Origin of the sequence: Candidatus Pantoea gossypiicola, from assembly GCF_008632075.1 — a bacterium.
Taxonomy (GTDB): domain Bacteria; phylum Pseudomonadota; class Gammaproteobacteria; order Enterobacterales; family Enterobacteriaceae; genus Pantoea; species Pantoea gossypiicola.
The window spans coordinates 208,360-220,591 of the sequence record NZ_VWVM01000003.1 but is presented as its reverse complement, the minus strand read 5'-3'; the positions used below and the strand labels follow the sequence as shown (position 1 = coordinate 220,591).

The 12,232-nt window shown below is 53.2% G+C and carries 11 protein-coding genes; 5 read left to right on the top strand and 6 right to left on the bottom strand.

The window, feature by feature from the left end; all coding sequences use genetic code 11:
* The 3 genes from F3I20_RS05555 to F3I20_RS05545 are packed head-to-tail and all read right to left on the bottom strand — an operon-like array spanning position 1 to position 2,774.
* Positions 1-1,419, bottom strand: coding sequence for a hypothetical protein (locus F3I20_RS05555; protein ID WP_150037100.1), 1,419 nt, complete (start codon positions 1,417-1,419; stop codon positions 1-3).
* A gap of 48 nt (positions 1,420-1,467) precedes the next feature.
* Positions 1,468-2,418 carry a glycosyltransferase family 2 protein gene (locus tag F3I20_RS05550; protein ID WP_150010251.1) on the bottom strand — a complete coding sequence of 317 codons (951 nt, stop codon included), beginning with the start codon at positions 2,416-2,418 and terminating at the stop codon, positions 1,468-1,470.
* Positions 2,418-2,774: a GtrA family protein gene (locus F3I20_RS05545; RefSeq protein ID WP_150010249.1), complete on the bottom strand. Its 357-nt coding sequence runs from the start codon at positions 2,772-2,774 to the stop codon at positions 2,418-2,420. Before F3I20_RS05545 ends, F3I20_RS05550 begins: the two co-directional genes overlap by 1 nt.
* A 229-nt stretch (positions 2,775-3,003) precedes the next feature.
* Here F3I20_RS05545 and tyrR point away from each other — a divergent pair, with 229 nt between their 5' ends.
* Positions 3,004-4,569, top strand: coding sequence for a transcriptional regulator TyrR (gene tyrR / locus F3I20_RS05540; protein ID WP_150037101.1), 1,566 nt, complete (start codon positions 3,004-3,006; stop codon positions 4,567-4,569).
* 398 nt (positions 4,570-4,967) lie between these two features.
* Here the strand turns inward: tyrR and tpx are convergent, their stop codons facing one another.
* A complete protein-coding gene (gene tpx / locus F3I20_RS05535; protein ID WP_150010245.1) occupies positions 4,968-5,471 on the bottom strand; it encodes a thiol peroxidase in 504 nt (167 codons plus the stop codon).
* Between the two features lie 146 nt (positions 5,472-5,617).
* On the opposite strand from tpx, the gene ycjG reads away from it, so the two are divergent.
* Complete coding sequence (ycjG, locus tag F3I20_RS05530; protein WP_150037102.1) at positions 5,618-6,601, top strand: L-Ala-D/L-Glu epimerase; 984 nt, start codon at positions 5,618-5,620, stop codon at positions 6,599-6,601.
* On the opposite strand, the gene mpaA is transcribed toward ycjG, so the two are convergent.
* Entirely contained in the window at positions 6,576-7,283 is a 708-nt protein-coding gene (gene mpaA / locus F3I20_RS05525) for a murein tripeptide amidase MpaA (RefSeq protein ID WP_150010241.1), read from the bottom strand. The genes ycjG and mpaA overlap by 26 nt on opposite strands.
* Positions 7,284-7,435: 152 nt before the next feature.
* Between mpaA and F3I20_RS05520 the strand changes: the two genes are divergently transcribed.
* The 3 genes from F3I20_RS05520 to ynaL all read left to right on the top strand — a co-directional run bounded on the left by F3I20_RS05520 (position 7,436) and on the right by ynaL (position 10,627).
* A complete protein-coding gene (locus F3I20_RS05520) occupies positions 7,436-9,055 on the top strand; it encodes a peptide ABC transporter substrate-binding protein (protein WP_150037156.1) in 1,620 nt (539 codons plus the stop codon).
* Between the two features lie 118 nt (positions 9,056-9,173).
* Positions 9,174-10,157, top strand: coding sequence for a zinc transporter ZntB (gene zntB / locus F3I20_RS05515; protein ID WP_150010239.1), 984 nt, complete (start codon positions 9,174-9,176; stop codon positions 10,155-10,157).
* Positions 10,158-10,480: 323 nt separating this feature from the next.
* The gene (gene ynaL / locus F3I20_RS23860; RefSeq protein ID WP_190286150.1) at positions 10,481-10,627 is read left to right on the top strand and encodes a proline-rich small protein YnaL; all 147 of its coding nucleotides are present in this window, start codon (positions 10,481-10,483) and stop codon (positions 10,625-10,627) included.
* A 45-nt stretch (positions 10,628-10,672) separates the two neighbouring features.
* Here the strand turns inward: ynaL and ttcA are convergent, their stop codons facing one another.
* Entirely contained in the window at positions 10,673-11,608 is a 936-nt protein-coding gene (gene ttcA, locus F3I20_RS05510) for a tRNA 2-thiocytidine(32) synthetase TtcA (protein ID WP_150037103.1), read from the bottom strand.
* Between the last annotated feature and the right edge of the window lie 624 nt (positions 11,609-12,232).

Below are 12,232 nucleotides of genomic sequence, written 5' to 3'. Positions count from 1 at the left end.
TTAGTGCGACTGGCGCAGGACCTGCCGCGAATCAATAGTCAGGCATTTACCCGGACAGGCAGATTCATCGGTGATCACCGGGTCCGCTGGCAGCGTAAAAGCCATTCCGTTTTTCTCCCTGATAAAATGCGCCATTCCGGCGAATGTCCATGACATGCTCAGCCCAAGCCCACCGAAATCATCATATTTACGTAACGTCGCAACCTTCGGCAGGTACTCGCCGGTCAGGCGATAATAGAGTGCACCATTAAAATCTCTCGGAACCTGCTGAATGATTGCCTGATCGAGCAGAGCAAACTCTTTGCGAGCCGGAACTGAGTAGCCGTTGATCAGATGGCTTATCGTCAGCGAGCCAGCCGCTATCACCAGCAGCGCATAAAAAGGCTTTTTCCATTTTAACTTTTTGCTGATTTCAAACAGACCGAGAATAAATGCGCTGGTGGTAATCAGCGCACCGGCAATTAATGTGCGGTAAGCCGCCATGCTTTCGCTGACAATCAGATTAGGCAGTGCGGCAATCAGCAGTAAGACAAACATCAGATAAAATTTGTCGTTGCCCGCGGCTTTAATTTTTTTAAGTCCAAAACCAATAATAATCGATGAGACAATCACCGACACCGTTTTTGCGCCGAGGTCAAAGTTGCAGATCACGTTCTTCAGGTATTCGGTAAAAAACCATTTCAGCTTAACCGGGATGTCGTAGCTGAATGCCGAGCGGGGCAGCGTGTGACCATAAAGCTGGACGGGCAGCACTTTCGAGGCGATTAGCGCAGCAAACATGCCTGCACCCAGCACTATCAGGGAGATGAGCGCCTGTTTCTTATTAATTTTCCGCGCGGAAAAGCAGAGGTCCAGCGCAGCAAAGAAGGTGAAGCTCATCGCGGCCGGTTGGTAGAGACAGAAAGCGATGGTCAGCAGGCAGAATGCTAACAGGCGGGCTGAGATGCCCGGTTTAATCGACAAACGGTAGCTGGAACCCGCCAGTAAAATCGCAGCGATATAGGGGAAGCAGGATGCCCATGCAACGTAAACCTGAAATGACGGGAGCAGACAAAGCAATAATGCAAAAGTGATCCGCTGAGCCTGATTCTCCAGCAGCCCATCTTTCTGACAAAGAGTATAGATGTAATACCCGGTGAAAATGAGCAGAACAATCGCGACAGAACGCAGCAGCGCCAGCCGCTCTACGCTCTCTACCAGAAAAGAGGCGCTGTACTGAATAATCCCATACACCGGCCTGCCGGATAGCGTATCCCAGTTTAAGATGCTGAGCTTGTCAACGTTTGCCCAGTAGAGATTCGTCCAGTCATCGGTATAGGCGTAATGGGTTAAATATGCGGGGCTATAAGCAATCAGAAAAACTACCGCAATAAGTAAAAAAACCTTACGGCGTGCCAGTATGGTATCAGTGGTGAACATCTCACATCCTTATTAATCAGGCTATCTCTTTGCGCCTGAACGCGCGGTTTAATCCGTGTTCTGAGGTGGGGGCAAACGGGTCGTCGCGGATTTTCGCAAAATATAGCGAGGCCGGTTTTTGGTTTCCATATAGATGCGGCCAATATATTCACCCAACACGCCAATGCCAATAAGCTGAACACCTCCGAGAAACAGCACCGATACCAGAATAGAGGGGTAACCCGGCACCGGATTACCGAACAGCAGTTTATCCACGATCATCCAGAGTCCATACAGGAAGGCCAGCGAGGCCACTAAGAAACCCAGATATGACCAGATGCGTAGCGGAACAGTAGAGAATGAGGTCAGTCCCTCCAGCGCAAGATTCCACAGCTTCCAGCCCCCGAATTTACTGCGGCCAGCCATTCGCTCAGTGCGCACATATTCCACGATGTCCGTCTGTCCGCCCACCCAGCTCAGAATGCCCTTCATAAAGAGATTCTTCTCAGGCAGCAGCTTAATGTTCTCAACCACTTCTCGCGACATCAGCCGGAAATCACCGACGTTCTCTTCTATCTGCGGATCGCTGATGCTGTTGTGCAGCTTATAAAACCAGTGCGCTGTTTTGCGTTTGAGGTGACCATCGGCACGTCTGTCAATCCGCTTGGCTAACACGATATCAGCGCCCGCCTGCCATTTTCGGATCATGTCGGGAATAATCGTGATCGGATCCTGCAAATCCACATCAATCGGGATCACGGCGTCGCCGGTGGCGGCTTCCAGTCCGGCAAACAGCGCCGGTTCCTTGCCGAAATTACGGATAAACGACAGGCTGCGCACCAGGGGATCGCGCTGGCTCAGTTGAGTTATCAGTTTATACGTTGCGTCTGTGCTGCCATCATCGATAAATACAATCTCAACCTGCCACTCTGCAAGCGCTTCATATTTTCTGACAGCATCATAAAAAAGAGGGATAACCTCCTCTTCATTAAATACCGGCACCACCAAAGAGATTTTCATTATTCTCCTTTGAATATGACAAAGCGGGAAAAAAGAAAGCCACATACCAGACTGATAGCCGATGAAGCAATCAATGTCATGATCGGATAGAGGCCCAACTGGTCAGCCAGATAACCTACGCTGAATGCCATCGCGCCCATAAAAACGACGTAAAGACTATAACGCCATGCCGTGGCCTGCTGTTTAAAGGTCCAGCGCGCATTAACAAAGAAAGAGAAGGTGACGGCCATGCAAAAAGCAATCAGGTTAGCAGTCGACTGCATGAGACCCAGGCTCAGCGCGAGGAAAAAGGTCAGCCAATGAATCAGGGTATTAACCATACCCACAGTCAGATATTTTGCGAAGAAAGTCAGCATTTTATAATCAATTTTAATCAATTAAGAAAAATATACCGTAATCAGCCCGCAATCAACAGTCCGGCGCTGACTAAGACTGACATTCAGCCGGAAATGAGAGTCGACAGCAGGTCAGTACAAAACTCCGCCATACGAGCCAGAACTGTCAACATTTCCTGACAGATACCTTTATGCAGGTGCGCCACATAGCGTATTATTGTTTTATCTGAACCTGATTAAGGCGAACGCAATGCGTCTGGAAGTGTTCTGTCAGGACCGTATCGGTCTGACGCGTGAGCTGCTTGACCTGCTGGTGGCACGCAACATTGATTTACGCGGTATCGAAATCACGGCACTGGGCCGCATCTACCTGAACTTTTCTGCACTGGAATTTGACGCCTTCAGTAATCTGATGGCGGAAATCCGGCGTACACCCGGCGTAACAGATGTGCGCACGGTAACGTACATGCCCTCTGAACGGGAGCATCGGGCGCTGAGTGCGCTGCTGGTGGCGATGCCGGATCCGGTTTTCTCCATCGATCTGAAAAGCAAGGTTGAACTGGCGAATCCCGCTGCTCAGAACCTGTTTAATCTCGATGAAGAGAAGATGCGCAACTTTAGCGCCGGTCATCTGATTAACGGCTTTAATTTCATGCGCTGGCTCGAAAGCGATCGTGTTGAGGCGCAGGCCCAGCATGTCGTCATTGAGGGGCGTGATTTTCTGATGGAGGCACGTCCTATCTACCTGCCGGGTGAAGAGGGCCAGAGCGACAGGCCGGTTGGGGCGATGGTGATGCTGAAGTCGACAGCCCGTATGGGCCGCCAGTTGCAGAATCTGGTGGTCACTGACGAATCGGAGTTTGACCATATCATTGCCGTCACGCCGAAGATGCGTCAGGTCGTCGATCAGGCACGTAAACTGGCGATGCTTGATGCGCCGCTACTGATTGTTGGCGACACCGGCACCGGGAAAGATATGCTGGCACGCGCCTGTCATCTGCGTAGTGCCCGCGGGAAAAATCCTTTTCTGGCGCTGAACTGTGCCTCTTTGCCCGACGATGTTGCCGAAAGCGAACTGTTTGGTCATGCAGCCGGCGCTTATCCGAATGCGCTGGAAGGCAAAAAAGGCTTTTTTGAGCAGGCCAATGGCGGCTCGGTACTGCTGGATGAGATTGGCGAGATGTCGCCAAGAATGCAGACCAAGCTGCTGCGTTTTCTTAATGACGGCACTTTCCGTCGCGTCGGCGAAGAGCATGAAGTCCATGTCAATGTGCGGGTGATTTGCGCCACGCAGAAGAACCTGATTGAACTGGTGCAGCGCGGGGAGTTTCGCGAAGATCTCTTCTACCGTCTCAATGTACTGACGCTGCAACTGCCGCCGCTGCGCGATCGTCCACAGGACATTCTGTCGCTGACTGAGATGTTTGTGGCCCGCTTCGCGGATGAGCAGGGAATGGCGCGTCCTCGTCTCTCGCCACAGCTCAATGCGTTTCTGACCCGTTATGCCTGGCCTGGCAACGTACGTCAGTTGAAAAACGCGCTGTATCGGGCATTAACCCAGCTGGAAGGTTACGAGCTGCGTCCACAGGATATCGTGTTGCCCGAACAGGCGCTGGATGTGTCACTCGGCGATGAAGCCCTGGAAGGGACGCTGGATCAGATCACCAGCCGTTTCGAACGCTCGATTCTGACGCGGCTTTATCTCTCTTATCCCAGTACCCGAAAGCTGGCAAAACGGCTGGGTGTATCACACACCGCGATTGCCAATAAGCTGCGGGAATATGGTCTGGGGCAGAAGCGTACCGAAAGCGAATAAGCTTCTCAGTTCCTCTTCGCAGACTCATGGCGGATCTGGCAGCAATAGATTAGCTCAACGCGCAGGGAACGGGGGCAGAGAAGGAAAGCGTCCCGCACCATGAACAAAAACGCCAGGCGTTTTTGAACAATGCGAAGCGTTGGCCCGGCAACGGGCGCCCCTCAGGGATGAGGGGCGTACTAAAACGCCGGGAGCGTTTTTGAACAACGCAGAGCGTTGGCCCGGCTACGGGCACCCCTCAGGGATGAGGGGCGTAATTGTGCCAGCCGAGCGGTCATGGATGACAGATTTTGCGTCTTTCCGATCTGACCCGGTTTTTGTGCAGGCTCGATCTGATAGCTAATCGAGCCTGGCAATATCTGTAACATCGGCGGATAACCAGGTTATCCGCTTTTTTATTACTTCAACGCGGCCAGTGCAGCGTCGTAATCAGGCTCAGTAGTGATTTCATCCACCAGCTGGCTGTAGATTACTTTATCGTTCTCATCCAGCACGACCACCGCACGCGCAGTCAGGCCTTCCAGCGCACCATCGGCAATTTCCACGCCATAATCATACTTAAACTCTGAGCCGCGCAGCGTCGACAGGGTCACAACGTTACTCAGGTTTTCTGCACCACAGAAACGTGACTGGGCAAACGGCAGGTCCGCAGAAATACACAGCACCACCGTATTATTCAGTTCACTCGCGGCCTGATTGAATTTGCGCACAGATGAAGCACAGACGCCGGTATCAACACTCGGGAAAATGTTCAGAATTTTGCGTTTTCCTGCATACTCAGAGAGCGCAACGTTGACCAGATTTTTAGCGACCAGTGTGAAAGCTTTGGCTTTATCGCCAGCCTGAGGAAACTGACCAGCAACCGGTACGGCGTTACCCTGAAAATGAACAGTCTGAGACATAGTGATTCCTTTTGATGAAAAAAAAGATCTGACACAAAACGGCTAAAGATAGCCGTTGTTTATGACATAAATGTTAAGGGTTTACGAGTTCAATTGTTGAATTTAACGTGGCGCTCTGCCACTGCGTCCTACATTGTGGAGTGGAAATGAGAACGGTAAAAAGTTATCCCGAAGCCTGGCCATTGCATACGCCGTTTGTCATTGCCCGTGGAACGCGAACCGAAGCCAAAGTGGTGGTGGTTGAAATTGAGGAAGACGGCGTCAAAGGCGTCGGAGAAGCGACCCCCTATGCGCGCTACGGTGAAAGCGAGGCGTCAGTACTGGCGCAAATCGCCACGCTGCTGCCGGCGCTGCAACAGGGCATGACGCGTGAAGCGCTGCAACAGGCTCTGCCTGCTGGTGCCGCGCGCAACGCCATTGACAGCGCCCTGTGGGATTTAGCCGCACATCAGCAGCAGAGCAGCCTCTGGCAGCTTAGTGGCGTTACCCCCCCTGAGGATGTGGTCACCGCACAGACCGTCAGTATCGATACCCCGGAAGCGATGGCCAGCAGCGCGCTGGCGCTGTGGCAGCATGGTGCAACGCTGCTGAAGGTTAAGCTGGACGATAATTTCATCACCGAACGGCTGATGGCGATCCGCGCCGCCGTGCCGGACGCGACCCTGATTGTGGATGCCAATGAGTCATGGCACGCCGAAGGCCTGGCGGCACGCTGTCAGTTACTGGCCGATATCGATGTGGCGATGCTTGAGCAGCCTCTGCCCGCGGATGAGGATGCGGCACTGGAGAACTTTATCCATCCGTTACCGATCTGCGCTGATGAGAGCTGTCATACCCGCGAAAGCCTGGCGGCACTACGAGGCCGTTATGAGATGGTCAACATTAAACTGGATAAAACGGGCGGACTGACCGAGGCGCTTGCACTGGCCGATACGGCTCAGCAGCAGGGTTTTGCGGTGATGCTGGGCTGCATGCTTTGTACCTCGCGGGCAATACGCGCTGCGCTGCCGCTGGTGCCGCAGACCCGCTTCGCCGATCTCGACGGGCCAACCTGGCTGGCGGTCGATGCAGAACCGGCGATCAACGTGCGCAACGGTCAGCTGATTATTGCTGCCAGCGCAGCAGGTTAACCATCATTTCAAGGTAAGTCTCCGTGGCTTCATCCACGGAAATGACCGGCATTTCAGCGGTCACGCAGGGCAGACTGAGATCGTGACACCAGCTGCCGAATGAGCCTGGCGTGTCATAGCCGACGCTGCTGACTCGGGGAAGGCGGGTATGGCTGGCCAGCCAGCCGCCAATCTCCACCTGATGCGGATCGTCAATACAGCCCAGCGGTTCATGCCATGAGACGATCCAGCACGGCTTAAGCTGATGAATCAGGGCACAGAGCGCCTGGGTTTCCGGTTCAGAACCCGGATGCGTGCCGGTTGAGAGTGCCACATCTCGCGCATCGGCCGCACTGTTCCAGCGATACACCGTCTCGCCTGACTGCCAGTTTGCTGCCGGGAAATTACGGTTGAGATCGACGCCATTTGCATTGGCGCGCAGCCCGAGCTGACAGCCATCCGGATTGATCGCTAATACCACGTGGTGCCGACGCATGCCGTCGGGCAGCGTGCGCAATGCGGCGGAAAGCGTCGCAATGGCCGCATTCTCATCACCGTGGGTGCCGGCCAGGATCAGACCGCTATCGGCATCGCCCAGAGGAGCCGGAAACCACAACAGCGGTGCGCCCAGCACAGAGCGGCCATACTGCTGATAGGGAACGTCAAGTTTGCCCCGCAGGGGACGCGGATGGAGTAGTGACATACTCATTTCCTCAAAGGGTTTTACTCAAAGTAGCGGAAAAGCTGTGCGCGGAAAATAGCTATTTATCTGTCAGCCATTTGCGCTAAAGTGCCCTGCACACGCTGCATCAGCAACAGACTGATGCAGCACTTCTTTAGGGTAAAGGAGTGATGATGGTTAAGACCTTTCGCATGACGCTGGCAGCAATCAGTCTGAGTAGCGTTATCACACCCGCTATCGCGGCGAATCTACCCGCTGGCGCACAGCTGGCCGAACAGCAGCAGATCGTTCGCCACATTAAAGATGAACCCGCTTCACTTGATCCGCTTAAAGCGGTCGGGCTGCCGGAAATTCAGGTGATTCGCGATCTGTTTGAAGGCCTGACCAATCAGGATGCGCAGGGCAAAATTGTGCCGGGCGTGGCGCAGAGCTGGAGCAGTAGCGACAACAAAACCTGGGTCTTCACCCTGCGCAATAACGCGCGATGGTCAAACGGCGATCCGGTTACCGCACAGGATTTTGTCTACAGCTGGCAGCGCCTGGTCGATCCTAAAAACAGTTCGCCCTTTGCCTGGTTCGCGGGCTTAAGCGGCATTGAAAATGCGGCAGCGATTACCAAAGGTGAAATGACGCCCGATAAGCTGGGTGTGATCGCTCAGGGTAAAACGCAGCTGAAAGTGACGCTGGATCGTCCGGTGCCGTGGTTCCCGGCGCTGGTGGCTAACGTGGCGCTCTTCCCGGTTCCTCAGAAGATGATTGCGCAGGAGGGCGACAGCTGGACAGCACCCGGCAAACTGGTGGGCAACGGTGCCTATCAGCTCAGCGAGCGGGTGGTAAATGAAAAAATCGTTCTGATCCGTAATCCGGACTACTGGGATGATGCGCATTCGGTGCTGACAAAAGTAACCTTTGTCCCGATCAATGAAGAGTCGAGCGCCACCAAGCGCTATCGCGCGAATGATGTCGATATCACCGAATCCTTCCCTAAAAATATGTATGCGATGCTGAAAAAAACGTTGCCGGGAGAGGTCTACACACCTGACCAGTTGGGTACCTATTATTATGCCTTTAACACGCAGAAGGGGCCGACTGCCGATGTGCGAGTCCGCAAAGCGCTGTCATGGTCTATCGATCGCAAAGTGATTGCTGAAAAAGTGTTGGGCACCGGTGAGAAGCCAGCGTGGCACTTTACGCCAGATGTGACAGCCGGCTTTAAGCCATTGCCCACTTTCATGCAACAGCACGATCAGAACACCCTGAACGCGCAGGCGAAAGCGCTGCTCACCGCCGCCGGTTATGGCCCGGCTAAGCCGCTGAAACTTAAGTTGCTCTATAACACCTCTGAGAGTCATCAGAAGATTGCGATTGCCGTGGCCTCAATGTGGAAAAAGAACCTCGGGGCAGATGTCACGCTGGAGAATCAGGAGTGGAAAACTTATATCGACAGCCGTAATAGCGGGAACTTTGATGTGATCCGTGCTTCGTGGGTGGGTGACTACAATGAGCCATCTACCTTCCTGAATCTGCTGACCTCAGGCAACAGCAGCAATATTTCGCGTTTCAGCAACGCGGATTATGATGCGGTCATCGCCAAAGCCAGCAAAGAGACCAATGACCAGGCGCGCAACAGCGACTACAACCGGGCGGAGCAGATCCTGGCCGAACAGACGCCGATTGCTCCTATCTATCAGTACACCAATGGCCGCCTGATTAAACCCTGGGTCAAAGGCTATCCCATTACCAATCCTGAAGACGTCGCCTACAGCCGTGAACTCTGGATTGAAAAGCACTAAGCCACAGGTGGCCGGTTTTCCGGCCATCGGCTGACATCTTTCTACACAGCCCGGAGATTGCAACTCAACGCCGTCACGCTAGACTGTATCGTATTGATTTTAGTAGAGAGGGGACGGTGTGGACGTTATTGAAGGAAAAGCATTACAGGTTTCAGATGCCATTATTTCCTGCCAGCTGGATGGTAAGGGTGGAATGATCCCGATTGCTGAAGATGAAGTCATCCAGTGTGAGCAGCCCTGCTGGCTGCATCTCAACTATACCCATCGCAAGAGCGCCGAATGGCTGCAGTCAACGCCACAGATCCCCGATACGGTGCGTGACGCCTTAGCGGGCGACAGCATGCGTCCTCGCGTCAGCCGACTAGGCGACGGGTTTATGATCGTACTGCGCAGCGTCAACCACAATAGCGATGCACGTCGCGACCAGCTGGTAGTCATGCGGGTGTTTATCAACGATAAGCTCATCGTCTCGACCCGGCGGCGCAAAGTCTCTGCAGTCGATGAAGTGCTCACCGATTTGCAAAACGGTAATGGCCCGATTGACTGCGGCAGCTGGCTGGTAGATGTCTGTGATGCGCTGACCGATCACACCAGCGAATTTATCGAAGAGTTACATGACAAAATCATCGAGCTGGAAGATGCGCTGCTTGATCAGCGGATGCCCGCGCGCGGCGAGCTGGGCCTGCTGCGCAAGCAACTGATTGTGATGCGGCGTTACATGGCACCTCAGCGCGATGTCTATGCCAGGCTGGCCAGTGAAAAACTGGCCTGGATGGATGACAGCGAACGCCGCCGGATGCAGGAAATTGCCGACCGTCTGGGGCGCGGACTGGACGATCTGGATGCAGGCGTGGCACGCACCGCGATTCTGGCTGATGAAGTCGCCTCTGCAATGGCGGAGTCGATGAACCGCCGCACCTATACCATGTCACTGATGGCGATGATCTTTCTGCCCGCCACGTTTCTGACCGGCCTGTTTGGCGTTAACCTGGGCGGTATTCCGGGCGGTGAATGGAAATATGGGTTTTCAATCTTCTGTCTGCTGCTGGTGGCGCTGGCATCAGGGGTCGCGGGCTATCTGCGTAAACGGCGCTGGCTCTGATGCGGCAAAGGTGATGTCGGCATAGTCCCCTGTTTAAAGCGGAAATCCTGATATGTGGGTTGAAAATCGCGTTAAGCGAACAAAAGCTGATCGACATCAAGAATCCATTGTCGCTGCTGACGCAAACTCTCTCCCGCAGGTGAATGCAACGTCAAGCGATGGGCGTTGCGCTCCATATTGTCTTACTTCCATATTTAGAATTAATGCATAGCACATTTAATTCGAAACATGCCGGCCAGTGTGCCGGCTTTTTTTTGTCTGCCTGGCTGTAACGCCGTTCCTTATCTAAGCTTAAAGTCCATTCGCAAGAAAAGGAGTACGGCATGAGCGCGATTTTTAACAGCGAGCCGATCCCCACGGATCCTGTCCCGATTCCTGAGCCCATTCCCCATCCGCAACCGCAGCCTGATCCGCCAACCGATCCGGAATTTCCGCCGATAATGGATCCACCGCCACATCGCAACATATAAAAAAAGGGCGTGCTGCTCGCAGCACGCCCTTAAACGTTCCCGCACTTATTTAATCTGTAGTACATCCAGACGCACGCTGATATCGGGTGCATCGTCTTCATCGATCCGCCAGCCTACAGGCTGTGAAGGCAGCGTTTCCCGGTCAAAGGCGAGATCGCCGCCATCAATGACTGCATCACCATGTTTGATGCCTTTAAAATCGAACAGATTGACATCGGCCAGGTGCGACGGCACCACGTTTTGCATCGCGCTGAACATGGTTTCGATGCGGCCAGGATAGCGCTTATCCCAGTCACGCAGCATATCGGCTACCACCTGACGCTGCAGGTTCGGCTGAGAACCGCAAAGGTTGCACGGGATAATCGGGAACTGACGCGCTTCGGAGAAGCGAATGATATCTTTCTCACGGCAGTAGGCCAGTGGACGGATCACAATCTGCTTACCATCGTCGCTCATCAGCTTTGGCGGCATGCCTTTCAGTTTTCCACCGTAGAACATATTCAGGAACAGCGTCTGCAGGATGTCATCGCGATGGTGGCCCAGCGCAATTTTAGTGCAACCGAGTTCTGTCGCGACGCGATAGAGAATGCCACGGCGCAGGCGTGAGCAGAGTGAACAGGTGGTTTTGCCTTCCGGGACCTTATCTTTGACGATGGAGTAGGTATCTTCTTCGACAATCCGGTACTCAACACCCTGCGACTCAAGATATTGCGGCAGGATGTGCTCAGGGAAGCCCGGCTGTTTCTGGTCGAGATTGACGGCAATCAGGCTGAAGTTGACCGGTGCGCTTTTTTGCAGACTGCGTAAAATTTCCAGCATGGTGTAGCTGTCTTTACCGCCCGACAGACAGACCATGATGCGATCGCCTTCTTCGATCATATTAAAATCTGCAATGGCTTCGCCGACATTACGACGCAAACGCTTCTGCAGTTTATTCAGGTTGTACTGTTCTTTCTTGGCAACCGTTTGATTATCTTGCATTTTTACCTATCTCAAAAACCAGAAAGCGTAGCTAAAGGGCGAATCGATGTACGCCCGGCCGGTCACTTCACTGTGATGTTACGAATATGCAGCGTATGGTACGGATTGTTGCCGCGAATGCCAGCCCGGAGTGAAGCAATCAGCGGATAATCACCATCAGCGTCACAGGCCGCGTTACCCGTCAGGGCGATTATTGCCGGAATGCGGTGCTGCGAAAGCGCGCGAGGAAAGAGGGCGAGCTTTGCTTAATCGTAAGCAAATGGAAAGTGTTCAGCTGCGCAGTGTCAGCTGACGGGCACATCTTTCCACTGACAATCAATTTCATCACTATGCGTTGAGCAGGAAGGCGGTGATGACGGGTAAGCATCAGTCCGCGCATGATCTCTTTTAACCGCACAGCCTGAGGCCATAAAAATGACAGAGATAATTAAAAAAAATTTCATCAGAACTACCGGATTAATAAAAAACACAGCATGCGCTGCTATGAATCAATCGGGCCTAAATAGATTCCGGGTTGTATTGTTCTGATTTGATGTACATCAAAAGAAATGCTTTCATTAAATTAGAAGAGAGTCAGATATTAATCGCAGCGCTCGTTTTCATCGAAAAAGGCTCTGTTGAATG

Bases quoted from the DNA above. Each gene is read 5' to 3' on its own strand.
- mpaA (WP_150010241.1), bottom strand. From the start codon at position 7,283: ATGTCACTACTCCATCCGCGTCCCCTGCGGGGCAAACTTGACGTTCCC.
- tpx (WP_150010245.1), bottom strand. From the start codon at position 5,471: ATGTCTCAGACTGTTCATTTTCAGGGTAACGCCGTACCGGTTGCTGGT.
- F3I20_RS05520 (WP_150037156.1), top strand. From the start codon at position 7,436: ATGGTTAAGACCTTTCGCATGACGCTGGCAGCAATCAGTCTGAGTAGC.
- ycjG (WP_150037102.1), top strand. From the start codon at position 5,618: ATGAGAACGGTAAAAAGTTATCCCGAAGCCTGGCCATTGCATACGCCG.
- ynaL (WP_190286150.1), top strand. From the start codon at position 10,481: ATGAGCGCGATTTTTAACAGCGAGCCGATCCCCACGGATCCTGTCCCG.
- ttcA (WP_150037103.1), bottom strand. From the start codon at position 11,608: ATGCAAGATAATCAAACGGTTGCCAAGAAAGAACAGTACAACCTGAAT.
- F3I20_RS05545 (WP_150010249.1), bottom strand. From the start codon at position 2,774: ATGCTGACTTTCTTCGCAAAATATCTGACTGTGGGTATGGTTAATACC.
- F3I20_RS05555 (WP_150037100.1), bottom strand. From the start codon at position 1,419: ATGTTCACCACTGATACCATACTGGCACGCCGTAAGGTTTTTTTACTT.
- F3I20_RS05550 (WP_150010251.1), bottom strand. From the start codon at position 2,418: ATGAAAATCTCTTTGGTGGTGCCGGTATTTAATGAAGAGGAGGTTATC.
- tyrR (WP_150037101.1), top strand. From the start codon at position 3,004: ATGCGTCTGGAAGTGTTCTGTCAGGACCGTATCGGTCTGACGCGTGAG.